This window comes from Candidatus Eisenbacteria bacterium (assembly GCA_035577985.1).
In the GTDB taxonomy this organism is placed as follows: Bacteria; Desulfobacterota; Binatia; order DP-6; family DP-6; genus DATJZY01.
In genome coordinates, this window is sequence record DATJZY010000136.1 from 1 (window position 1) to 21,153 (window position 21,153).

The 21,153-nt window shown below is 71.7% G+C and carries 28 protein-coding genes; 21 read left to right on the forward strand and 7 right to left on the reverse strand.

The annotated features are described in order from the left end of the window. Positions 1-468: 468 nt before the first annotated feature. A complete protein-coding gene (locus VMS22_19820; GenBank protein ID HXJ36288.1) occupies positions 469-2,217 on the reverse strand; it encodes a thiamine pyrophosphate-binding protein in 1,749 nt (582 codons plus the stop codon). Between the two features lie 7 nt (positions 2,218-2,224). Continuing rightward, positions 2,225-2,458 carry a hypothetical protein gene (locus VMS22_19825; GenBank protein HXJ36289.1) on the reverse strand — a complete coding sequence of 78 codons (234 nt, stop codon included), beginning with the start codon at positions 2,456-2,458 and terminating at the stop codon, positions 2,225-2,227. 101 nt (positions 2,459-2,559) lie between these two features. Between VMS22_19825 and VMS22_19830 the strand changes: the two genes are divergently transcribed. Together VMS22_19830 and VMS22_19835 are read left to right on the forward strand one after the other, a co-directional pair. Continuing rightward, a complete protein-coding gene (locus tag VMS22_19830; protein HXJ36290.1) occupies positions 2,560-2,925 on the forward strand; it encodes a hypothetical protein in 366 nt (121 codons plus the stop codon). A 64-nt stretch (positions 2,926-2,989) separates the two neighbouring features. Beyond that, entirely contained in the window at positions 2,990-3,481 is a 492-nt protein-coding gene (locus VMS22_19835; GenBank protein HXJ36291.1) for a hypothetical protein, read from the forward strand. A 1-nt stretch (position 3,482) separates the two neighbouring features. On the opposite strand, the gene VMS22_19840 is transcribed toward VMS22_19835, so the two are convergent. After that, a complete protein-coding gene (locus VMS22_19840; protein HXJ36292.1) occupies positions 3,483-3,749 on the reverse strand; it encodes a hypothetical protein in 267 nt (88 codons plus the stop codon). Between the two features lie 132 nt (positions 3,750-3,881). Here VMS22_19840 and VMS22_19845 point away from each other — a divergent pair, with 132 nt between their 5' ends. Both VMS22_19845 and VMS22_19850 read left to right on the forward strand, forming a co-directional pair. After that, positions 3,882-5,360, forward strand: coding sequence for a sigma-54 dependent transcriptional regulator (locus VMS22_19845; protein HXJ36293.1), 1,479 nt, complete (start codon positions 3,882-3,884; stop codon positions 5,358-5,360). A gap of 202 nt (positions 5,361-5,562) precedes the next feature. Next, positions 5,563-5,754 carry a hypothetical protein gene (locus VMS22_19850; protein HXJ36294.1) on the forward strand — a complete coding sequence of 64 codons (192 nt, stop codon included), beginning with the start codon at positions 5,563-5,565 and terminating at the stop codon, positions 5,752-5,754. Here the strand turns inward: VMS22_19850 and VMS22_19855 are convergent. Both VMS22_19855 and VMS22_19860 read right to left on the reverse strand, forming a co-directional pair. After that, complete coding sequence (locus VMS22_19855; protein HXJ36295.1) at positions 5,745-6,440, reverse strand: HAD-IA family hydrolase; 696 nt, start codon at positions 6,438-6,440, stop codon at positions 5,745-5,747. The genes VMS22_19850 and VMS22_19855 overlap by 10 nt on opposite strands. Continuing rightward, the gene (locus VMS22_19860; GenBank protein ID HXJ36296.1) at positions 6,437-7,108 is read right to left on the reverse strand and encodes a metallophosphoesterase family protein; all 672 of its coding nucleotides are present in this window, start codon (positions 7,106-7,108) and stop codon (positions 6,437-6,439) included. The genes VMS22_19855 and VMS22_19860 overlap by 4 nt, the downstream gene beginning before the upstream one ends. A 133-nt stretch (positions 7,109-7,241) precedes the next feature. Between VMS22_19860 and VMS22_19865 the strand changes: the two genes are divergently transcribed. From VMS22_19865 to VMS22_19895, 7 genes are all read left to right on the forward strand, one after another. Continuing rightward, a complete protein-coding gene (locus VMS22_19865; protein ID HXJ36297.1) occupies positions 7,242-7,847 on the forward strand; it encodes a hypothetical protein in 606 nt (201 codons plus the stop codon). Positions 7,848-7,943: 96 nt separating this feature from the next. Beyond that, complete coding sequence (locus tag VMS22_19870) at positions 7,944-8,156, forward strand: hypothetical protein (GenBank protein ID HXJ36298.1); 213 nt, start codon at positions 7,944-7,946, stop codon at positions 8,154-8,156. A 4-nt stretch (positions 8,157-8,160) separates the two neighbouring features. Then, positions 8,161-9,303: a DNA recombination protein RmuC gene (locus VMS22_19875; protein HXJ36299.1), complete on the forward strand. Its 1,143-nt coding sequence runs from the start codon at positions 8,161-8,163 to the stop codon at positions 9,301-9,303. Positions 9,304-9,319: 16 nt separating this feature from the next. After that, complete coding sequence (locus VMS22_19880; GenBank protein ID HXJ36300.1) at positions 9,320-10,447, forward strand: DGQHR domain-containing protein; 1,128 nt, start codon at positions 9,320-9,322, stop codon at positions 10,445-10,447. A 19-nt stretch (positions 10,448-10,466) separates the two neighbouring features. Continuing rightward, complete coding sequence (locus VMS22_19885) at positions 10,467-11,183, forward strand: glutathione S-transferase family protein (GenBank protein ID HXJ36301.1); 717 nt, start codon at positions 10,467-10,469, stop codon at positions 11,181-11,183. Between the two features lie 46 nt (positions 11,184-11,229). Further along, the gene (locus VMS22_19890) at positions 11,230-11,532 is read left to right on the forward strand and encodes a Rieske (2Fe-2S) protein (protein HXJ36302.1); all 303 of its coding nucleotides are present in this window, start codon (positions 11,230-11,232) and stop codon (positions 11,530-11,532) included. 55 nt (positions 11,533-11,587) lie between these two features. Then, complete coding sequence (locus tag VMS22_19895; GenBank protein HXJ36303.1) at positions 11,588-11,767, forward strand: hypothetical protein; 180 nt, start codon at positions 11,588-11,590, stop codon at positions 11,765-11,767. Here the strand turns inward: VMS22_19895 and menB are convergent. Further along, on the reverse strand, positions 11,756-12,547 hold the full coding sequence (gene menB, locus VMS22_19900) for a 1,4-dihydroxy-2-naphthoyl-CoA synthase (protein ID HXJ36304.1): 792 nt from the start codon (positions 12,545-12,547) through the stop codon (positions 11,756-11,758). The genes VMS22_19895 and menB overlap by 12 nt on opposite strands. A gap of 64 nt (positions 12,548-12,611) precedes the next feature. Between menB and VMS22_19905 the strand changes: the two genes are divergently transcribed. The 9 genes from VMS22_19905 to VMS22_19945 all read left to right on the forward strand — a co-directional run bounded on the left by VMS22_19905 (position 12,612) and on the right by VMS22_19945 (position 20,085). Beyond that, positions 12,612-13,646, forward strand: a complete 1,035-nt coding sequence (locus tag VMS22_19905) for a glycine cleavage T C-terminal barrel domain-containing protein (GenBank protein HXJ36305.1) — start codon at positions 12,612-12,614, stop codon at positions 13,644-13,646. A gap of 32 nt (positions 13,647-13,678) precedes the next feature. Beyond that, positions 13,679-13,822: a hypothetical protein gene (locus VMS22_19910; GenBank protein HXJ36306.1), complete on the forward strand. Its 144-nt coding sequence runs from the start codon at positions 13,679-13,681 to the stop codon at positions 13,820-13,822. 75 nt (positions 13,823-13,897) lie between these two features. Next, complete coding sequence (locus tag VMS22_19915; GenBank protein ID HXJ36307.1) at positions 13,898-15,268, forward strand: amidohydrolase family protein; 1,371 nt, start codon at positions 13,898-13,900, stop codon at positions 15,266-15,268. Then, complete coding sequence (locus VMS22_19920; protein ID HXJ36308.1) at positions 15,256-15,987, forward strand: enoyl-CoA hydratase/isomerase family protein; 732 nt, start codon at positions 15,256-15,258, stop codon at positions 15,985-15,987. The genes VMS22_19915 and VMS22_19920 overlap by 13 nt, the downstream gene beginning before the upstream one ends. Beyond that, complete coding sequence (locus tag VMS22_19925) at positions 15,984-17,531, forward strand: long-chain-fatty-acid--CoA ligase (GenBank protein ID HXJ36309.1); 1,548 nt, start codon at positions 15,984-15,986, stop codon at positions 17,529-17,531. The genes VMS22_19920 and VMS22_19925 overlap by 4 nt, the downstream gene beginning before the upstream one ends. Further along, the gene (locus tag VMS22_19930; GenBank protein ID HXJ36310.1) at positions 17,528-18,292 is read left to right on the forward strand and encodes an enoyl-CoA hydratase/isomerase family protein; all 765 of its coding nucleotides are present in this window, start codon (positions 17,528-17,530) and stop codon (positions 18,290-18,292) included. Before VMS22_19925 ends, VMS22_19930 begins: the two co-directional genes overlap by 4 nt. A 21-nt stretch (positions 18,293-18,313) precedes the next feature. Continuing rightward, positions 18,314-18,433, forward strand: a complete 120-nt coding sequence (locus VMS22_19935) for a hypothetical protein (GenBank protein HXJ36311.1) — start codon at positions 18,314-18,316, stop codon at positions 18,431-18,433. A gap of 75 nt (positions 18,434-18,508) precedes the next feature. Further along, a complete protein-coding gene (gene coaD, locus VMS22_19940) occupies positions 18,509-19,006 on the forward strand; it encodes a pantetheine-phosphate adenylyltransferase (protein HXJ36312.1) in 498 nt (165 codons plus the stop codon). Beyond that, positions 19,003-20,085 (forward strand): PLP-dependent aminotransferase family protein, encoded by a 1,083-nt coding sequence (locus VMS22_19945; GenBank protein HXJ36313.1) that lies wholly within the window; start codon positions 19,003-19,005, stop codon positions 20,083-20,085. The genes coaD and VMS22_19945 overlap by 4 nt, the downstream gene beginning before the upstream one ends. Positions 20,086-20,149: 64 nt before the next feature. On the opposite strand, the gene VMS22_19950 is transcribed toward VMS22_19945, so the two are convergent. Continuing rightward, entirely contained in the window at positions 20,150-20,329 is a 180-nt protein-coding gene (locus tag VMS22_19950) for an alanine-zipper protein (GenBank protein HXJ36314.1), read from the reverse strand. Positions 20,330-20,636: 307 nt separating this feature from the next. On the opposite strand from VMS22_19950, the gene VMS22_19955 reads away from it, so the two are divergent. Beyond that, the gene (locus tag VMS22_19955; GenBank protein ID HXJ36315.1) at positions 20,637-21,131 is read left to right on the forward strand and encodes a CarD family transcriptional regulator; all 495 of its coding nucleotides are present in this window, start codon (positions 20,637-20,639) and stop codon (positions 21,129-21,131) included. Positions 21,132-21,153 lie beyond the last annotated feature (22 nt).

Consider the following 21,153-nt stretch of genomic DNA (forward strand, 5'->3'; position numbering starts at 1 on the left):
TGGCCGGCTCCTCCGTATGCGGCTCTAGCCGCGGGTGGCGAGACTCCCGAGACTAATCCGCGAACGTGCGGATGTGAGCCGGCCGTTCATTTGGTCTTAGTTCGCCGCGCGGCGATCCCAGCCTGCCGAGCATCGCGACGACGGAGCGCCGCGCGGCTCAAGGGCGCTCCGCCCTCGCCGCCCGCCCCGCGCAGCCTCGCTACGCCTCGGCAGCTCCCCCCGCCCCAGCGCACTCGCGCGAGGGAATGTCGCGCTCCGGCTTCTGCCCCGGGGAATGACGAAGGGGAAGGGGACTGACGGTGTGCCGTGCGTCGCGAGGTCGGGGGCGAAGCGGAGGCGCCTGCGAAGTGGCGCGACGAAACGTTCGGTGCTGACGTCGGGAGTGTGTTTTCGCGCGGCGTAGCCGAAGCCGCAGCTTCGCCCTCGACCTCGCGGACCCACCGGCACCGACGCCCGCCGCCTTCGCCGTCAGACCTTCGTCGATCCCAGGAGGTTCCCGCCGAGCCGCGCGTGCCCGACGCGCGGGTCGCCGATCACGTTGATGACGGACGCTCGCCCCGAGCGGAAGGCGCGTTCGAGCGCGGGCCGGATCTCCGCCGGCCTGGTCACGTGCTCGCCGTGGCAGCCGATCGCCTCGAACATGCGATCGTAGCGGAGCTCCGGCAGCATGTCGAAGGGATCGACGCGCCCGCGCAGCATCGGCATCTGATCGAAGGACGGGCCCCACGAGCTGTTGTTCCACACGAGGGTGTGGACGGGCAGCTTGTGCTTGAGCGCCGTCTCGATCTCCATTCCGCCGATCCCGAGGCCGCCGTCGCCGATGACGACGATCACCTGCTTGCCCGGTCGCGCGAGCTGCGCGCCGATGCCCATGCCGATGCCGTGACCGACCGGTGCGAGCGGACCGGCGTCGACGATCTGACCGGGAAAGCGTGCCGCGAACCACTGCGAGAGCCATCCCGAGAGCGTGAAGCTGTCGATGACGAGCGTCGCGTCGCGATCCATCACGTCGAGGAGCTCGCGCGTGAGGCGCGCAGGATGGATCGGGCTCGCGTCATGCACCTCGGCTTCCTGCACGCGCAGCGCCTCGTCGAAGCGCGTGCGCGTCGTCGCGACCTCGGCGAGCCACGCGCCGCCGCGGCGCCGCGCGCCGTCGAGACCGAGCGCTTCGGCGCGCGCGAGCAGCTGCGCCAGTACGAGCTTCGGGTCGCCGACGATCGGGAGGTCGGCCGGCACGTGCCAGCCGACACGCGACGGCGTCGGATCGACCTGGATGTACGTCGCCTCCGCGCTCCACGTCGGCGGCTCGCCGAAGTGCTCGCCGCTCCAGAACTTGAACCCGATCGCGAGGATCACGTCGGCACGGCCCGTGAAGGGCTTCTTCCAGGCACCGCGCACCGCGAGCGGATCCTCTTCGGACACGGCGCCCTGTCCGGCGCGGCGCGTGTAGACGGGGATCTGCATGCGCGTCGCGAAGGCCCGCAGCTCCCCCGCCGCGTCGGACCAGAAGATGCCGTCGCCGGCGACGATGAGCGGACGCTCCGCACGCGCGAGCCGCTCGAGCGCGCGCTCGATCGTGGCGGGATCTCCGGCGCTCCGCATCGCGTCCTGGGGATAGATCCGCGCGCCGCGTCGCTGCCCTGCGACGTCGTCCTGCTGGTACAGGACGTTGGTCGGGATCTCGACCAGCGTCGGACCCGGCGGCGGGCTCATCGCCTCGCGGAACGCCATCCGCAGGTCGACCTCGATCGTCGACCAGTCGAGCACGCGCTTGGTGAACTTCGAGAACGTGCGACAGATCTCCGAGCCGTACGCCTCCTGGAAGGATCCGAGGTAGTCCTCGGTCGTGGGATGCTGGCCCGCGATGCAGACGACCGGGCTGCCGGTGAGGCCGGCCACGCAGAGCCCGGTGACGGCGTTCGTGAGACCGCACCCGGCGGTGACCGAGAGCAGACCCGGGCGCCCGCTCGTGCGGGCGTACGCGTCGGCGGCATAGGCGCACGACTGCTCGTGGCGCATGTGGATCATCTGCACGTCGTGCTCGCGGAGGTGGGAGAGGATCGGCCAGATGTGCCCGCCGTTCACCGTGAAGAGGTAGCGGACCTCCTGCTCGCCCAGGATGCGACCGACGAGTGCGCCGCCGTCGAGCCGCGCGTCCCCGGGTTGGGGGAGCGCACGGCCGATGGAATTGCCCATGCTTCGCGTGTCGTCGGGCATCGGCGATTCACTCCTTCTTGTGCCCGCCGGCGCGGCGCTCCTGCCGGCGCTCGAACTCGTCGACCAGACGCTCGAGCCGCGCCGCGGCGTCCTCGACCTGCTTCGCGGCCGCCTCGCTGCGATCCGCCGCCGCCTCGGCGCGGGTGGCCGCCGCTTCCGCACGGTCGGCGACGTCGCCGTCGGCCGCGGCCGTGCCGGCGGTCATGACCAGCACCAGCAATCCGGACGCCGCCCAACGCATGCGCGGAGCGCTATCCGGCGATGCCCGAAGGTGTCAACCGTCTACGACCTTTGGGCCGGGGGATGACACCACCGTCGCCCCTGGCTACGATCCGGCGCGAGATGACGGGACGAGATGCGCTGCTCGACGCGTTCGACCGGCTCTTCCAGGCGGCCGCAACCAAGCTCCAGCTCACGGTCACGCCGGAGGAGCGGGCCGAAGCGAAGACGCAATTTGCCGAGCGTTTCGCGGCCATGCTCGATCTGACGGGACAGTTCGAGACGCCCCCGCTCCCGCCCGAGGTCCTGTCGGAGATGGAGGCGCAGATCGCCCGCATCTCGCCGGTGGAGCTGGCGGGCGTGCTCGCCGCGATACCGCTCGCCCAACAGGGCCACGAGATGCTGCGCTCGGTCGCTTTTCAACACGCACAGCAGAAGATGCTGGAGCACCTCGCCATGCAGGCCGACACGCGCTACGGCGGAAACTGACTACGCCGGGATATGCATCTTTCTCGTTGACGCCACCGGAGGGTGCTGGTAGCTTCGCGGCTGAGTGCAGCAGGCGCCGAGCAACGTGATCGCAGTGGATTTTGCGAGGCGTCGCCGCGCGCGCCCGAGCCCGGCGCCCGCCGCCGAGTCGCCCGGCGTCGCGACCGCGCGCCAGCTCATGGGCTCCGCGCGCGACTTCCTTCTCTTCTGGCGTCCGCCGGCCCGGCGCTCCTCGGCGGAGTACCTCGGCGGTCGGTGGGACTGGGGCTGGACCCTCTTCGTGTGGACCAACGAAGCCGCCGTGGGGCCGCTCCGCATGGACCTCGGCAGCCGCGGCTACCTCGCGCAGTGGCTCACGCGCGAAGGCTTCCTCTCGTTCCTCCACCGCGCGACCGACATCGGTGGTCTCCTGCTCGACGGCGAGCTCGAGGACGGTGGAGAGAAGATTCGCTCCGAGCCCCACCAGCTCGTGCGCCGTACCGACGCGCTCGCGGTGCTGGAAGGGCGGAACGAGGAACGGGGCGGCGTAGTCGTCCCACGCCGCCCCGTACGTTGAGCTAGTAGGTCAGCTCGTCGAGGAACGCGCCCGACGGCGAGCACGACGTGGGACTCTTGCGCTCCTTACACAGGGCGATGATCGGCTGCTTGCAGTCCTTGATGCACATCCGCTTCGCCTTGCCCTTGAGCTCGAGGCACGAAGTCCTGCAGGCGGTGAGCTCCGTGTGGCACTTCTTCGGGCATGGCTTGGCGTAGGCCCCGCTCGCGGCGAGCCCGAGGCAGAGCGTCAGCGCCGTCAGTCCTAGAACGATCTTCCGTCCGATCACTGGATGTTCCTCCCTCATTTTTCCACCGACCCAAACCGGTCGACCCAGTTCAGGGGTCGCAGTTTATCGCGCAGGAGTCAAGCTTTGTGGCCTGTTTGAGACTCGGAAGCGCGCTTCCTAGCCTCATCGTGGGTGGCGGGAATCGTGGCCGAGGGAGCGCAGATCAACTTCGTGCGGGCCATCGGGGAGGCGCTCGGCGGGGCGCATTCCCCCGAGCGGACCGCAGCCGCCGCCGTCGAGACGCTCGTGCGGCATCTCGCCCTCGATCGCGTAATCGTGTGGGGTGCGAGCGGCGCCGATGCGCGCTTCGCCCTCCTCGCCGCCACGCGCGATCTGGGCGAGCTCGTGCCGGTTGCGCGCCTCGTCCAGGACGTGGCGAGTCGGGGCGAAGCGGTCCAGCTCTGCGGGCAAGCCGCGGCACCCGGCGCGTTGCCGCCCGAGCTCGCCCGCTGCGGCGCCGTCCTCTTACAGCCGCTCCGCGCGCGGGGCGGCGTCCTCGGGGTCGTCGGGGTGGGGATGCGCGAGGCCGGCGGCATCTCGCCCGAGATCGTGGCGGCGATCGATCTCGTCGCGCCACAGATCGCGATGGCGCTCGAGAACGCGTTCCTGCGTGCGGGCACCGATCTCGCGCCGCGCGCGCACCGTGCCGACGCGCCCGGCGCCGCCGCGACGTTGGTCGGCGTCAGCCCCGCGTTCCGCAAGGTCGTGACGGCGATCGAGCGCCTCGGCGACGTCGACGTGACGGTGCTCCTCCTCGGCGCCAGCGGCACCGGCAAGGAGCGCGTCGCGCGCGCGCTTCACGACGGCGGGCGCCGGCGCGGCGGTCCGTTCGTCGCCGTCAACTGCGCCGCGCTTCCTGAATCGCTCCTCGAAGCCGAGCTGTTCGGCATCGAGCGCGGCATCGCGACCGGCGTCGACCGGCGGCCGGGGCTCGTCGAGCGCGCCCACGGCGGAACCCTGTTCCTCGACGAGATCGGCGACATGAGCCCCGGCGTACAGGCGAAGGTGCTGCGCGTGCTGCAGGAGCGCGAGATCGTCCGCGTCGGCGGCTCGCGTCCGATCGGGGTCGACGTGCGGCTCATTGCGGCCACCAACTGCGATCTCGAAGCAGCCGTCCGCTCCGGCACGTTCCGCGAGGATCTCTACTTCCGGATCTGCGTCGCACCGCTGCGCCTGCCGCGCCTCGCCGATCGCATCGACGACATCCCCGTGCTGGCGGAGCACCTGCTGGCCCGCTTCGGCGCGAAGCACGGGCGTCCCGAGCTTCGCCTCGCGCCCGACGCGCTCGCGTGGCTGGCGACGCGCCCGTGGCCGGGGAACGTCCGCGAGCTCGAGAACGTGGTCGAGCGCGCCGTCGTCATGGCGACGGGCCCGCTCATCTCGATCGAGGACCTCGATCCCGACCGCGAGGCGCCGCGCAGCGCGGCGGTCGACTTTCGCGGTACGCTGGAGAGCGCGGTCGGCGGTGCCGAGCGCGCCCTCATCGAGCGTGCGCTGGTCGCGACGCGCAACAACCGCACGCAGGCGGCGCGGCTGCTCGGCATCGGGCGCCGCACGCTGCTCTACAAGCTGAAGCGCTACGGTATCGGCGACGCGCCCATGCGCGCCTGAGCGCGCGCATGGCCGGCGGCCTGCGCCGGACGCTGCGCACCCGGCGCGTCGTCAGCCGCGTTGCCAGGTTGCGCGGGCCCCCAAGGCGCACGGCGGATGCGCCTGCGCACGCGCATGCGCAGCACGAAGTTGCCCGCTCGGCGGTTTCTGCCGCCGTTTTTTGCTGGACGCCTCGGCACGCCTCGTGCGATGACCCGTCGTCATGGAGGTGGCTACGGTGCCGGCGCTCGCGCTGGTGCCGCGAGTCGTCATCCCCGAAGTGGTGACGACGGCGCGGTACACGACCCCGTGGGTCGTGCCCCACGTCCCCTTCGCCGCCCGCCCGCCACGCCGCCCGTACGAGCCCTCGGCTCGGGCGTATGCCACGGGCGAGCTCGTCGACGTCTACGGCTGATCCGCGCCGAGCGCCTGGAGCAACCGATCGAGCGTGACGAGCGCGCCCGGCGTCCGGCCGCTGCGATCGAGGTAGAGCGCGCTCGCGCCGGCGGCGCGCGCACCGCCGACGTCGGCGCGGACGTCGTCGCCCACGTGACAGATCTCGCCCACGTCGACGCCGAGCGCCGCAGCGGCGGCCGCGAAGATGGCGACGGCGGGCTTTGCGGCGCCCACCTGCGTCGACCAGAGCACGCGATCGACGGCGCGCGAAAGGCCGAGGCCGTCCAGGAGCGACGGCAGGCGCCGGTCGAAGTTCGAGACGACGGCCGTGAGAAGACCACGTGCGCGCGCGGCCTCGAGACAGGGGCGGGCGTCGGCGTAGACGCGCCACGCACCGGGCGTCGCATAGTGCGCGAAGAGGGCGTCGAAGCACGCCTCGAACCCGTCGGGCGACGCCGCGGCGCCGAGCGCGGCCCGAACGACGGCGCGCCACCAGTCGCGCTCGCGGCGCGCCAGCTCGTGTGCCGCGACGCCGGGGAACGCCAGCGGCGGCGCCTCGGCCAGGGCGCGACGAAAGGCCGCGTCCACGTCGGCGGCGCGGACCGAGATCCCGAACCGCGCCGCCGTCCGTGCATACGTGTCGCCGACCGCCTCGGCCGGCGCGAGGAGCGTGCCGGCGGCGTCGAAGGTGACGGCGCGGATCACCGGCCGTCGTCGCGCCAGCTCCGCAGCTCGGCGCGCAGCGCCGTGCCGTCGTCCTCGACGACCACGTAGCCGCCGTCGCGGAGCGCGCCCGGATTCACGACCAGCGTCTGGCCGACGCGGTCCACGCCGCGCCCTTCGTGGATGTGCCCGACGATCGCGACCTCTGGCCGACGCGTCTCGATGAACGTTCGGACGGCGGGGCTGCCGACGGGTGTGCCGTTCATCAGGCGGTCGAGGCGGGTGTCGTACGGCGGCGTGTGGCAGATCATGAGCCGTCGCGCCGCGTCCGCCACCACGGCGTGGCCGCGCGCGAGCGTGTCCGTGAGCTCGTGCTCCTCGAGCTCGGTCGGCGTGTCCATCGGCGTGATGTTGGAGCCGCCGCAGCCGAAGACGCCGAGCGGGCCGAGCAGGCGCCCCTCGCCGTGCAGCGAGATGCCGGCGTCGCGGAAGGCGTCGATCACCGAGAGCATGTCGAGGTTGCCGGTGACGGCGAGCACGCTGGGGCAATGGGCGCGTACCGCGTCGACCACGCGGAAGGCGTCGGGCGGATCGCCGAAGTGGGTGAGGTCGCCGGTCAGGATCGCGCCGTCCGCCTCGCGGAGCACGGGGCCGAGGCGCTCGATCGCCCGAAAGGCCATGTGGATGTCGCCGAAGCAGACCAGGCGCACGCGAAGCCGTCCTAGCCGAGCCGGCGATCGAAGTGAACCCGCCCGGTCAGGGGACGAATCCTGGGCGCCGGAGCAAGCCGCAAGCGCTTTTTCCCTCGCCATCGACGAGGCGCCCTTGTTACGCTCGCCACCGATGACGAGGCTCGTCCTCGGGACGCTGGTCGGGCTGGCGGTGGCCGGCGCACCCGTGGCGGCGGCCGATCCGCTGCCGGTGCCGACCGTGGCGCTCGTGGTGAAGGACGATCCGGTCCCACCGATCGACCCCAAGAAGCGCTTCTTCAAGTTCCGTTCCGGGACGCGGCTCCAGCCCACGAACCGGATCGTGCCTCCGCCCGTCGGCAGCGCCGGCGACCCCACCATGTTCGGCGCGACGCTCACCGTCAGCAACGTCGGCGGCGACCCGCAGACGGTGACGATCGACCTGCCCGCGGCGCGCTGGAAGGTCATCGGGACGGCGACGCTCCTGAAGGGCTACCAGTTCCACGACGACGACGTCAGCGACGGGCCGGTCTTCCGCGTGTTCGTCAAGCCCGACAAGCTCTTCGTCGTCGGCGGACGAACCAACTGGACCTACGTCCTGTCGGCGACGCCGCAAGGCGGGGTCGCGGTGCGGTTCGACCTCGGCACGGGCGTCGCGTGGTGCAGCGAGGCGCCGGCGAAGACGCCGGCGACGATCTACGACACGCCGGCGAAGTTCGTGGGCGTGAAGGGCAGCATCCCGGCGGTCTGCGCGCCCTGAGCACGCGCGAGGACGTCCGTTGACCCGCGTGGGCGTGCTCGATGGGGCGCGCGCCCGCGTTGCCGCCGTGCGGTCGGGGTGGTAGGCGGTACGCGCGTGGCACAGGTGATCGTGCTGGCCGAGGTGGCGCGGGCGAGGCGGCAGCGCGCCAGGCGTGCGATGCACGCGACCTGCGTGCGGATCCTGGCGGCGACGGTCGCGGCCTCGCGCGAGGCGCTCGCCACGGCGCCGCCCGGCGAGTGGGGTGTGCGCGCGGCGCGCTTGCGCAAGCTGGAGGAGCTCGCCGCCTACGCGGCGGCGCTGGGCTAGGAGCGTGACGGCGGCGTGGTGGGTTCCGGCGGCGGCGGCGGGCGGCGCGCTCGTCGTCGGCGCCATCCTGGTGCTCCTGTGGCTGCTCCGGAGCGCGCGCGCCCGCCGCGACGACGGTGCCGGCCTGCTCCTCCTGCAACAGCAGATGGACGCGTTGCGCACGCAAATGGGCCAGGCGCTCACGGGACAGGGCCAGACCGTGGGCCAGCAGCTCGCGCAGCTGACGGCGCAGGTGAACGACCGCCTGCGCGAGAGCCTCGAGGTCGTGCAGCGCTCACAGACGAGCGTCGGGGAGCGGCTGGACAACACGGCACGCGTCGTCGGCGAGGTGCAGAAGGGCCTCGGCGAGCTGCGCGAGGCGACCGCCAAGGTCTACGACGTCGGGCGGAGCGTCCAGACGCTGCACGACATCCTGCGGGCGCCGAAGCTGCGTGGCGGGTTCGGCGAATACTTCCTGGCCGACCTCCTCGCGCAGGTGCTGCCGGCCGAGCACTTCACGCTGCAGCACGGCTTCCGCAGCGGCGAGCGGGTCGACGCCGTCATCCGGCTGGGCGACGGGCTCGTGCCGGTCGACGCCAAGTTCCCGCTCGAGGACTTCCGGCGCATGCTCGACGCCGCCGACGACGACGCGCGCGCCCGCGCGCGCAAGGGATTCGTGGCGCGCGTGCGCAAGCACGTCGACGACGTCGCGGCCAAGTACGTGCTGCCCGACGAGGGCACGTACGATTTCGCGCTCATGTACGTCCCCGCCGAGAACGTCTTCTACGAGGCCGTCGTGCGCGACGAGGCGCGCGAGCTCGTGAGCTACGCGCTCGAGCGCAAGGTCATCCCGGTGTCGCCGGGCACGCTCTACGCGTACCTGCAGGCCATCGTGCTCGGGCTTCGCGGCCTGCGGATCGAAGCGCGCGCCAAGGAGGTGCTGGATCAGCTCGCGCGGCTCGGCGGCGATCTCGAGCGGCTGCGCGACGACATGCGGCTCGTGGGCCGGCACCTCGGCAACGCTCAGCAGGCGTTCATCTCCGCCGATCGGCGGCTCGAGCGCTTCGAGCAGAAGCTCGAGCTGGCGGGCGGCATCGAGACGCAGGAACAGGACGAACGGCCGGTCGTGGCGCAGCTCGAGCTGCGCGCGCCGTCGACGCCGTCGTGACGAGCGAGGAGGGCGCATGATCACCGTACCAGCGATGCGGCTCCGGCAGTTCGGCGTGACCCTGTACCAGGCCATGCTCGGCGCCCGCGACGTCGACCGGCTCGTCCGCTTCGAGGTGCTGGGCTACGACGCCGGCGCGGCGACGAAATCCGCCAAGCGCCGAAAGGTCAAGTCGTCGCGCGTCAACTGGGAGCTGCTGGAAAAGCGGATCGCCGAGAGCCCCGAGGCCTACCAGCGTCCCGTGATCCGCAAGAAGATCGCCGAGCTCGTCGACTACTACGGCCAGTGCGCCGAGGCGGGGAACCTGCCGGCGATCGCGGGCGCCGTGCTGCTGGTCGCCGATCGCCGCCTCGACTTCACGCCCACGAGCACGCACCGCGTGCTGGGCGTTCTGCAGATCCCATCCGAGGAGGGCGTGCTGCGCGCGCTCGACGGGCAGCACCGTCTGCTGGCGCTCCATCAGATGATCGAGGACGGACGCGCCGACGACGTGCAGGTGCCGGCGATCATCTTCGACAAGCTCGCGCCGGACCAGGTGGTCGAGCTGTTCGTGACCATCAACGCCAAGCACACGAAGCTGAACCCGTCGCACCTGATCAGCCTCGCAGGACGCCGGCTCTACCCCGACAAGGCGCTCGCGGCGGGGCACGACATCATCCGGGCCTTGAACGAGCAGTCCGATTCGCCGCTGCGGGGCGAGATCAAGCTCTTCGGCGTCGGCCACGGGCGCGTCGCCCAGGCGCCGCTCGCCGAGGAGCTGAAGAACATCTTCACCGGCCTGGACGCCCTCGGCGGCAGCCAGGCGGCGCGATTCCAGGAGAACGCGCCGCGTTTCTTCCTCAACTACTTCAAGCAGATCGCGCGCGTGTTCCCGAAGGCGTGGGTGGGCCGGAAGTACAGCATCAAGACCGCCATGGCGCTGCGCGCATTCCTGCGCGTCGTGCCCGACGTGATGCGCGCCGTACGCAGCCAGACGCAGGACGTCGCCGACGCCCATGCGATCCACCGCGCCATCGCGCCGTGGAGCGACCACGTCGGCGACACGCGCTTCGAGACCGAGGGCGAGTGGCGCGCGAAGCTCGCCGGCGGGACGCGCGGCACGGTCGAGCTGCTGGCGCGCGAGCTCCGCAACGCGCTCCGCTAGCCCCCGACGCCTCCGATCGATGCACGACGAGCCGCTCCTTTACGACCTTACCGACTCGCCGTTCTGCGCGAAGGCGCGCATCTGCCTCCAAGTGAAGAGCGTGCCCTACCGGCGCGTCACGCTCACCATGAAGAAGCTGCGCGAGCTGCGCCGCCTGAATCCGCTCGCCAAGGTTCCCGTGCTGCTCGATCGAGGTCAGGTGGTCGCCGACTCGAGCGCCATCGCACGCTACCTCGAGACCGAGCACCCCGAGCCGCCGCTCCTCCCGTCCGATCCCGCCGCGCGCGCCTACTGCAATCTGGTCGAGGACTGGGCGGACGAGTCGCTCTACTTCGTGGTCGGCGCGTTCAAGTGGCTGAATCCGGCCAACCGCCCGGCCGCGATGGAGCGGACGATCGTGGAGCTCGGCGGCGGCGCCGCGAGCCCGCTCGTCGCGCGGCTCGTGGCGCGCCAGATCGTCGGACGCTATCGCGTCTGGCGGTACACGCCCGCGTCGATGGGCCACTTCGAGGAGCGCATGCGCGACAGCCTCGGCTGGCTCGCGGAGCTGGTCGCGGGTCGCCCGTTCCTGCTCGGCCGCTCGCTCACGATCGCCGACGTCGCCGTGTACGCCCAGCTCGCGTGGATGCGGAGCTACGCGGAGGCGCGCCTCCTCGAGGGCGCGCCGGCCGTGGCCGAGTGGCTCGCGCGGCTCGACGCGATTCCCGCCGTCGGCGAGGGAGCGGGCGTACGCTGATCCGCGCTTGACCCGTCTCCGCGGCGCGTGTGAAACAAGCGCCGCCATGGCCACCTTCGTTCCGCTCTGCGCGACGTCCGACATCGCCCCGGGAACCGGCAAGACGATCTCGATCCAGGGCAAGGAGCTCGCGGCGTTCAACTGCGACGGCACGTTCCACGTGATCGACAACGAATGCCCGCATCGCGGCGGGCCGCTCGGCGAGGGCGAGCTCGAGGGCTGCATCCTCACCTGCCCATGGCACTCCTGGCAGTTCGACGTCAGGACCGGCGACAGCATCACCGACGACTCGAAGGTCGCCGTCTACGAGTGCCGGGTCGAGGGCGGGCAGGTCCTGGTCGCGCTGTAGCGACCCGACGGCGGCGAGACGGCCGCTGGCCCGGGGCCGGGCTGCGTTCGACGACGTGCTGGCCACGGCGCATCGCTCGCCGGTCGTCGTGAGCCACGGCCAGCTCATCGGTCTCGTGCTGCACGCGATCGACCCGGCGTTCGGCTTCGCCGCGTGGGAGGCGATGACGAACCCCGACGTCTTCCTGGTCGAGCGCGACGCGGCGGGCCTCCGCTTCCGCCGTCTATGGGCGTGACGGGGGCTTGCGGAAGTTCGGCGGCCGGCGTTCCATGAACGCGTTCCGGCCCTCCTGCGCCTCGTCGGTCGCGTAGTAGAGCTCGAGCGCAGCGAAGCCGAGCTCCGTGATGCCGGCGATGTGCTCGCTGTCGGCGTTGAAGGACTGCTTGGCGAGCTTGAGCGCCGTCGGGCTCTTCTCGAGCAGCTCGCGGCACCACTTCTCTGTCTCGGCGCGCAGCTCGGCCGCCGGAACGACCGCGTTCACGAGACCCATCTCCTGCGCCTGCGCGGCGGTGTACTGCCGGCAGAGATACCAGATCTCGCGCGCCCTCTTCTCGCCGACGACGCGCGCGAGGTAGGCCGTACCGAAGCCGGGGTCGACCGAACCGACCTTCGGCCCCACCTGGCCGAACTTCGCCGTCTCGGCCGCGATCGTGAGGTCGCACAGGACGTGCAGCACGTGGCCCCCGCCGATCGCATAGCCGTTCACCATCGCGATGACGGGCTTCGGGATCGCACGGATCGTGCCGTGCAGGCCGTGCATGTCGAGGCCGATGCCACCCCTCTCCCCATATCCGGCGCCGGTGCGCTCGCTCTGGTCGCCGCCGGTCGAGAACGCCCGCTCGCCGGCGCCCGTCAGCACGACCACGCCCACGCTCGGGTCGTGCCACGCGGCGCGGAAGGCGTGGATCAGCTCGTCGACCGTCTTGGCGCGGAAGGCGTTCAGCACCTTCGGACGGTTGATGGTGATCCACGCAACGCCGTCCTTCGCCTCGTAGAGGATGTCCTCGTAGCCCATGGCCGGCTCTCGCGCGCCGGCTCGGCCCTTGTCAAGGCGACGAGGGGCGGGCAGCCTCGCCCCGATGGCCGAGACGGCGCTGCACGCCCACCTCGCCGCGCGCGGCGCGGTCCATGCGGACGACCGCGGCGTCGTCCTGCCGCGCCACTTCGGCGACCCGGAGGGCGAGTACGCGGCGCTCCGCCGGGGTGCGGCGGCCGTCGACGTCGGCTTTCGCACGGTCGTGCGCGCCACGGGGCCGGATCGCGCGACGTTCCTCCAGGGTATGCTGACGAACGACGTTGCCCACCTCGCATCCGGCTCGGGCTGTCCCGCGTTGCTGCTGACGATCCAGGGGCGTGTCACGGCCGACCTCCGCGTCGCGGCCACCGACGACGCGCTGCTGCTCGACGTCGACGTCCGGGCGTGCGACGCGATGATCGCGGCGCTCGGGAAGCTCATCATCGCCGACGACGTCGATCTCGAGCCCTGCGCGGATCTCGCGCTCGTCGGCGTCGAAGGGCCGACGGCCGCGAGCGTCCTCGGCGCGACCGCCCTCGCGCCGTTCGCGCACGTCGAGACCACGATCGGCGGCGCGCGCGTGCGCGTGCTTCATACGGGCGAGGTCGGCGGGTTCACCGTGCACGCGCCGGTGGCCGATGCGGCGCGCGTCTGGGACGCGCTCGTGTCGGCGGGCGCGCGGCCCTGCGGCATGGACGCGCTCGAAGGGCGTCGCGTCGAGCTGGGCGTGCCCCGCGTCGGCCTCGACATGGGCGAGAGCACGCTCGCGCTCGAGGTCCCGGTCGAGTCGGCGATCAGTCAAACGAAAGGCTGCTACCTGGGACAGGAAGTCATCGCGCGCGGCACGGCGCGCGGGCACGTGAACCGCCGCCTGGTCGGGCTCCTGCTCGATGGTCCGGCGCCGCCGCCCGGCGCGCCGCTCGTGCGCGACGCCAAGGAGGTCGGGCACTTGACGACGGTGGCAACGGCATTCGGCGCCGGCAAGCTCGCCGCGCTCGGCTTCGTGCGCCGGGAGGCATGGGATCCGGGCACCGAGATCGCCGTGCGCCACGGCCACGCGGTCACGATCGCCCGCGTCGCCACGTGGCCGCTCTCTTGAGCGCCCGCGGCGCCCTTGCTACGGAAGGCCCCATGCCCACGCAGCTCGGAAAGCGGTACCTCTGCGAGAAATGCGGCGTCGAGGTACTGTGCAACAAGCCCGGCACCGGCGCGCTCGTCTGCTGCGACGGTGAGATGAAGCTGAAGGAAGCGAAGCCGCTTCCGTCGTCGGATTGAGCCGTCAGCGTCGTCTTCGACAACGCTCGCGTCCGCTCGCTCGACCCGCAGCGGCCGATCGCCGAGGCGATCGGTGTGGCGGGCGGCCGCGTCGTCGCGCTCGGCACGCGCGCGGCCGTCGTGCGGGCCCTCCCGCGCGCCGAGCGGATCGACTGCGGCGGCCGCACGGTGCTGCCGGGCCTCATCGATCCGCATCTGCACCTGTTCGCGGTCGCAGCCCGTCACGTCGAGCTCGACTGCGCGGGCTTCCGGCGGGTGCGCGATCTGCTCGCAGCGGTGGCGCGTGCCGCCAAGGGCGCGCCGCGCGGCGCGTGGGTGCGGGGCGGTGGGCTCGACGACGCGCGGCTCGACCGGCTCCCGACGGCGGCCGAGCTCGAGCGCGCGGCGCCGCGAAACCCGGTGCGGCTCCGTCATCGAAGCCGTCACGCGTCCGTGTTGAACACGCGCGGGCTCGCCCGGCTCGCCGTGGCGACGCCCGGCGCCGATCGCACGACCGGGCTCGTTGCCGGCGCCGAGCCGCTGGTCAGCCGCGCCGTGGGGCCGCTCGCGCACGACGCGATCGAAACGGGACTCGTCGCCGCCGGGCGCGAGCTCGCGTCGCTCGGCCTCACGACCGTCGCCGACGCCACGCCGCGCACGTGGGCGGGACTCGCCCCGCTGCGCCGCGTGATGGCGCGCGGCGAGTTCCCGCTCCGCGTCATCGCCATGCGCCCGCCGGGTGCGCGGCCGTGGCGTCCGTGGAAGCGGCTCGTCCCGGGGGCGGTGAAGGTCATGGTCGAGGAGGGACCGGACGGCCTGCGACCCGATCCCGCCGGGCTCGCGCGCCGCGTCGCGCTCGCGGCGCATCGGAGCGACCAGGTCGCCGTGCACTGCGTCGGCATGGCGACGCTCGTTGCCGCGCTCGACGCATTCGCCGCCTTGCCGGCCCGCGTGCGGGCGCGGCGGCGGCATCGCCTCGAGCACGTGGCCGAGTGCCCGCCGCCGCTGGTGCCGCGCATCGCGGCGCTCGGCCTCACGGTCGTCACCAATCCCGCCTTCGTGTACTGGAGAGGCGACGTGTACCGCGCCGAGACCGAGCGCTCCCGACACCCCTGGCTCTATCCGGCGCGCAGCCTGCTCTCGGCCGGCGTGCGCTTGGCAGGCGCGTCGGACGCGCCCGTCGTGTCGCCGAATCCGTGGCTCGGCATGGGTGCGGCCCGCGCGCGGCGCACCGCGAGCGGCGAGACGTTCGGCACGCGCGAGCAGCTCGTCGCCGACGAAGCGCTCGCGCTGTTCACGACCGGCGCGGCCTGGGCGCTGCACGCGGACATGCTCGGCCGCCTCGTTCCCGGCGGCCCCGCGGACCTCGTGGTCGTCGACGACCGGTGGCTCTGCGGCCGCGGCCCGCATCACGCGGCACGCGCGTGGCTCACGATGGCGAACGGCAGGATCGTATGGCACGCGTGAGACCGTACCGGACGATTCGCTTCGAGAAGCGCGGGCGCATCGCGACGGTCACGCTCGATCGTCCCGAGTCGCTCAACGCCTACGACGTCGCCATGCGCGACGATCTCTTCGCGGCGTTCGGTGCGATCGACGAGGATCCGGAGGCGCGCGCGATGGTGTTGCGCGGGGCCGGGCCGGCCTTCTCGACCGGCGGCGACCTGCGCGAGTTCGGCAGCGCGCCGTCGCCGGTCGTCGCGCGCGCCGTTCGCTACCAGCGCGACGTGTGGGGACGCCTCCTGCGCCTGCGCGCCGCCACGATCGCGGCGGTCCACGGCTACGCCGTGGGCGGCGGCATGGAGATGGCGCTCCTGTGCGACGTGCGTGTGGCCGCGTCCGATGCCGTATTCGCGCTGCCAGAGACGGGGCTCGGCATGATCCCGGGCGTCGCCGGCACCCAGACGCTGCCGCGGGTCGTCGGGCTCGGGCGTGCCCTCGCGACCATCCTCGGAGGCGAGCGCCTCGATGCGCGCGCGGCCGAGCGCATCGGTCTCGTGCATCGCGTCGTGCCGCGCGCGCGGCTCGACGCGGCGGCCCAGGCGATCGCGCGCCGCCTCGCGGCGATCGCGCCGGGGCGCGTCGCGGCGCTTCGCCGCTGCGTGCGCGCGGCGCACGACGTGCCGCTCGGCGACGGCATCGCGCTTGAGCGCCGACTCGCGCTCGGGCTAGAAGCCGTCGAATGAACACCGTCAGCTTCCTCGCCATTCCGGCCGGCATCGTGCCGGATCAGGAGGCGATCGTATCCGGCTCCGAGCGCTTCACGTATGCCGAGACGTTCGCGCGTGTGCGCAAGCTCGCCGGCGCGCTCGCGGCGCTCGGCGTCGGGCGCGGCACGCGGGTCGCGGCCCTGCACACGAACACGCATCGCTACGTCGAGGCCTACTACGCGACCGCCATGCTGGGCGGCGTCTTCATTCCGGTGAACTACCGGGCCAAGCGTCCCGAGCTCGAGCACATGCTGAAGTCGAGCCAGGCCCGGGTCCTGTTCGTCGGCGAGCGCTATCTCGGCGAGGTCGACGCGCTGCGGGGCTCGCTCCCCGAGCTGCGCACCCTCATCGGCTTCGACGTCGAGCGCGGCGAGGTGCAGGGCTACGAGGGCGCGCTCGCGGCCGCGCGAGAGCACGAGGAAGAGGCGGAGGTCGACGACGACGACACGAGCATCCTCATGTTCACGAGCGGCACGACCTCGCTCCCGAAGGGCGTCATGCTGCGGTACGGCGACTTCTCGGCGTACGTCACCGCCAACGTCGAGCTGGCCGACGGCACGCCGCGCGGCGCCGCGCTGCTCTGTGCGCCGCTCTACCACATCGCGGGCGCCACCAACATGATGACGACGCTGTGGACCGGTCGCCGCCTCGTGCTGATGCCGCAGTTCGAGCCGCGGGCGTGGCTCGACCTCGTCGAGCGCGAGCGCGTGACGCACGCCTTCGTCGTGCCGACGATGATGAAGCATCTGCTCGACCACCCCGACCTCGAGCGGCGCGATCTCTCGAGCCTCGAGATCTTCTCCTACGGCGGCGCGCAGATGCCGTTCCCCGTGATCCGCCGTGCGATCGAGCGCTTGCCGAAGACGATCGGGTTCGTGAACGCCTTCGGGCAGACGGAGACGACGTCGACGCTCACGATCCTGGGTCCGGACGATCACCGCCTCGAGGGGACGCCGGAGGAGGTCGAGCTGCGCACGAAGCGCCTCAAGTCGATCGGCCGCCCGCTGCCCGACGTCGAGGTCCGCATCGTCGACGAGGACGGCAAGGCGTTGCCGCCGGACGAGGTCGGCGAGATCCACGTGCGCACGCCGCGCGCCATGAAGGGATACGCCGGCGCGAAGGATTCGCCCTTCACGGCCGACGGCTGGCTTCCGACCCGCGACATGGGCTGGGTCGACCAGGACGGGTACCTCTACATCGCGGGGCGCAAGGACGACATGATCATCCGCGGCGGCGAGAACATCGCGCCCGCCGAGGTCGAAGCCGTGCTCGTGTCGCACCCCGCCGTCGACGAGGCGGCGGTCGTGGGCGTGCCGGACGTCGAGTGGGGGCAGCGCGTGGCCGCGTTCGTCGTGCTGCGGCCCGGCGCGCGCGCGACCGAAGCCGAGCTGGGCGAGTTCTGCCGCGCGCGGCTCGCGAGCTTCAAGAAGCCCGAGATCTTCCAATTCCTCGCCGAGCTGCCGAAAAACCCGATGGGGAAGGTCCTGCGACGCGAGCTCCGGGTGCAGCCGGCGTCGTGAGGGCGCGTGGCGGGCGTCCGGCGGTCACGGCGGCGATCACGGACGCCGTCGCGTGGGTGACCCTGTCGCGCGGCGAGCGGGGGAACCGTCTCGATCTCGACGTCATGCAGGGTCTCGCCGACGCCTGTGCGGCGATCGCGCTCGACCCGCAGGTGCGCGTCGTCGTGCTGCAGGCGTCGGGACGCGACTTCAGTCTCGGGTTGCCGGCGCGCCTCGCGTGGCCGCCCGCGTCGTGGCCCGACGGTGTGGCGGCGGTCGCGGCGCTCTCGCAGCCGGTCGTCGCCGCGATCGACGGCGAGGCGCGCGGCTGGGGTTTCGCGCTCGCGCTCGCGGCCGACGTCCGGATCGCCACCGCGCGCACCGTCTTCTGCGCGCCCGAGGTCCGCGACGGCCGGCTGCCGGGCGGCGGCCTCACGCAGCGCCTCCCGCGGATCGTCGGGGCGGGAAGGGCGCTGGCCCTGCTGGTCCTCGGGGAGCGCGTGCGCGCCCGCGAGGCGGCCGCATGGGGGCTCCTCGCCGAGGTCGTTCCGCCGGCGCGGCTGACGCGTGCGGCGGCAGCCCGGGCCCGCGACCTCGCAGCGCGGGGACCGGTCGCCCTCCGCTATGCGAAGGAGGCGGTGTACCGCGCGCTCGATCTCCCGCTCGAGGACGGCCTGCGCTTGGAACACGATCTGTACGTGCTATTGCAGACCACGGCGGACCGCCGGGAGGGCATCGACGCCTTCCTCGCACGGCGCCCGCCGCGGTTCGGCGATCGATAGACCCCACGACGAGGAGACGGCATGGCGGCCCAGATCGGGAAGATCTACATCTGCGCGTCCTGCAACGCCCAGGTCATCGTGACCAAGGGCGGCGCGGGTGTGCTCAAGTGCTGCGGGCAGGAGATGCAGCAGAAGAAGTGATGCGGGTTGCCCCGGCGCGCACCGCGTGGCTATAGACCTGCTCGTCGCAAGCACCCGCGTTCGACAGGAGGCTACGTGCAGCGCGTTGCAGTCTATCCAGGCTCGTTCGATCCGATCACCAACGGCCACGCCGATCTGGTTGCGCGCAGCCTGCAGGTCTTCGACAAGGTGATCGTGGCCGTCGCGTTCAATCCCCACAAGGACGCGTCGTGGTTCACGCCCGACGAGCGCGTCGCGATGATCCGCGAGGTCTTCAAGGCCGAGGGCGCCTGCGTCGAGGCCGACAAGTTCTCGGGTCTCCTCGTCGACTATGCTGTGTCGAAGGGCGCCAACGTGATCGTCCGGGGCCTGCGCGCCGTCGCCGACTTCGAGTACGAGTTCCAGATGACCATGATGAACCGCCATCTGGTGCCACAGGTCGAGACCATCTTCATGATGACGAGCGAGTCGCACTTCTACACGAGCTCCCGGCTCGTGAAGGAGGTGGTGGGGCTCGGCGGCGACGTCGCGGGGCTCGTACCGGACGCGGTGCTGCCGCGTCTCAAGGCGCGGGCGAAGCAGCCACGCGCATGAAGACGATCTCGTTCGCGCGCGGCGTCCCGTCGGCGGACCTCCTGCCGGCGCAGGCGATCGCCGCGGCCGCAGCCCGCGCGCTCGAGCGCGACCCGGCGGGCGCGCTCTCGTACGGGGCGCCGGAGGGCTACCTCCCACTCCGCGAGTGGTTCGCGAGCCGCTACGACGTGCCGGTCGAGCGCGTGCTGCTCACCAATGGGTCGCTCCAGGGCGTGGCGCTCGTGATCGAGCACCTGTTCCGAACGCCGCCAGACGGGCTCGCCGTGGTCGAGGCGCCGACCTACGACCGCACGATCCTCCTCTTGAAGCGCTTCGGCGCCACCGTCGAGGCGCTCTCGCTCGCTCCCGACGGCATCGACGTCGAGGCTCTCGAGCGGCTGTGCCGGTCGGGGCGAATTCCGCGGGCACTGTACGTGATCCCGAACTTCCAGAATCCCGCCGGCGTCACGACCAGCCGCACGAAGCGCGAGCGCATCGTGGCGCTCGCGGCCGAGTACGGGTTCATCGTGATCGAGGACGATCCGTACCACGACGTGCGCTTCGAGGGCGCCGACGAGCCGACCATGCTGTCGATGGACCGGCAGTCGCGCGTGCTGCACATGACGTCGATGACCAAGACGGTCGCCCCGGGCGTCCGCATCGGCGCGCTGATCCTTCCGCCCGATCTGTGGGGGAAGATCCGCACGCTCGCGAACGACACCTACATCGGCCCCACCCATCTCGCGCAAGTGACGGTGGCCGAGTACGTTCGCGCCGGGTCGTACGAGCCCGGGCTCGCGCACGTGCGGGCGCGCCTGCGGGAGCGTCGCGATGCGATGGTCGCGGCGCTCGAGCGTCACCTGGGCGGGCGCGCCAGCTACGTCAGGCCGTCGGGCGGCTATTTCTTGTGGGTGCGCCTCCCCGGCGTCGACACCGACCAGCTCGCCACCGCGGCCGAGGCGGCCGGCGTGCCGTTCGTGCGCGGATCGTCGTGCTATCCCGACGGGCGCGGGCGCGATGAGCTGCGGCTGGCGTTCTCGGCCGTGACGCCGCCCGACATCAGCGCGGGGATCGAGCGCCTGGCTGCCCTGGTCCCCTGAGGGCAACAAAAAAGGCGACCGTCTCGCGACGTCGCCTTCTTTGATCGAGAGGGTTTTGGACCCCCTATTTCCGGGTGTGCTTTTCGAAGAGCCGCTCGCACTTGTCCGCGGCAGCCTCGGCCCGCTGGGCCGCGGCCTCGACACGGCTTGCCGCAGCCTCGGCACGCTTGGCCGCGTCCTCAGCGCGCGTCGCAGCCTTCTCAGCCTTGTCCGAGCACCCGATCGCCAGGGTGCTGACCACCATGAGGGCCGCTAGGCCCGCTCGCAACGACCGTACCGTCATTCCACTCACCTCCTTGCGAATGATCCCCCTCGCGGGGGTCCCGTGTGCGAATTTGCGAGATCTTGTTTCACAGATGCGGTCCCCTAGCAATCCACGACGGGCAGAAAGCCCAACAAAATCGTGGGGCGGGTCACCCGGGGTCGCACGGCGTCGCGCGCAGCGTCATGATTCGACTGGGAATCTCCGCCGTTAACGCTCGTTGACGGGTCGGGACCGGATACGTACAATCGCCCCCCTGTTACTTGGTCCGGAATCGGAGGCCGGCTGAATGGTTTCGACGACGTTCAAGGTGGGAGAAAAGGTCGTGTATCCCGCGCATGGCGTGGGCGTCATCGAGGGCATTCAGACGAAGGTCGTCTCGGGGTCGGAACGGAAGTTCTACATGCTCCGGATCCTCGACAGCGACATGACGATCATGATCCCGACCGAGAACGTGGCTTCGGTCGGCCTGCGCCGCATCATCGGCAAGGACATGGTCGCCAAAGTCTACAAGATCCTGCGCGACAAGAAGGTCGAGATCGACCAGCAGACCTGGAATCGGCGCTACCGGGAGTACACCGAGAAGATCAAGACCGGCAGCGTGCTCGAGATCGCCAAGGTGCTCCGCGACCTCTTCGTACTGAAGGGCGACAAGGAGCTGTCGTTCGGCGAGCGCAAGATGCTCGACACCGCCCGCAATCTCCTCGTGAAGGAGCTCGCCATCGCGAAGTCCTTCAGCGAGGAGAAGATCATCGAAGAGCTGAAGACGATCTTCGCCAACTGAGACGAGCCGTCACCTCCCGCGT

Bases quoted from the DNA above. Each gene is read 5' to 3' on its own strand.
- VMS22_19935 (HXJ36311.1), top strand. From the start codon at position 18,314: ATGGCGGCCCAGATCGGGAAGATCTACATCTGCGCGTCCTGCAACGCC.
- VMS22_19905 (HXJ36305.1), top strand. From the start codon at position 12,612: ATGGCCGAGACGGCGCTGCACGCCCACCTCGCCGCGCGCGGCGCGGTC.
- VMS22_19925 (HXJ36309.1), top strand. From the start codon at position 15,984: ATGAACACCGTCAGCTTCCTCGCCATTCCGGCCGGCATCGTGCCGGAT.
- VMS22_19920 (HXJ36308.1), top strand. From the start codon at position 15,256: ATGGCACGCGTGAGACCGTACCGGACGATTCGCTTCGAGAAGCGCGGG.
- VMS22_19850 (HXJ36294.1), top strand. From the start codon at position 5,563: ATGGAGGTGGCTACGGTGCCGGCGCTCGCGCTGGTGCCGCGAGTCGTC.
- VMS22_19880 (HXJ36300.1), top strand. From the start codon at position 9,320: ATGATCACCGTACCAGCGATGCGGCTCCGGCAGTTCGGCGTGACCCTG.
- VMS22_19885 (HXJ36301.1), top strand. From the start codon at position 10,467: ATGCACGACGAGCCGCTCCTTTACGACCTTACCGACTCGCCGTTCTGC.
- menB (HXJ36304.1), bottom strand. From the start codon at position 12,547: ATGGGCTACGAGGACATCCTCTACGAGGCGAAGGACGGCGTTGCGTGG.
- VMS22_19955 (HXJ36315.1), top strand. From the start codon at position 20,637: ATGGTTTCGACGACGTTCAAGGTGGGAGAAAAGGTCGTGTATCCCGCG.
- VMS22_19945 (HXJ36313.1), top strand. From the start codon at position 19,003: ATGAAGACGATCTCGTTCGCGCGCGGCGTCCCGTCGGCGGACCTCCTG.
- VMS22_19830 (HXJ36290.1), top strand. From the start codon at position 2,560: ATGACGGGACGAGATGCGCTGCTCGACGCGTTCGACCGGCTCTTCCAG.
- VMS22_19865 (HXJ36297.1), top strand. From the start codon at position 7,242: ATGACGAGGCTCGTCCTCGGGACGCTGGTCGGGCTGGCGGTGGCCGGC.
- VMS22_19950 (HXJ36314.1), bottom strand. From the start codon at position 20,329: ATGGTGGTCAGCACCCTGGCGATCGGGTGCTCGGACAAGGCTGAGAAG.
- VMS22_19825 (HXJ36289.1), bottom strand. From the start codon at position 2,458: ATGCGTTGGGCGGCGTCCGGATTGCTGGTGCTGGTCATGACCGCCGGC.
- VMS22_19890 (HXJ36302.1), top strand. From the start codon at position 11,230: ATGGCCACCTTCGTTCCGCTCTGCGCGACGTCCGACATCGCCCCGGGA.
- VMS22_19910 (HXJ36306.1), top strand. From the start codon at position 13,679: ATGCCCACGCAGCTCGGAAAGCGGTACCTCTGCGAGAAATGCGGCGTC.
- VMS22_19820 (HXJ36288.1), bottom strand. From the start codon at position 2,217: ATGCCCGACGACACGCGAAGCATGGGCAATTCCATCGGCCGTGCGCTC.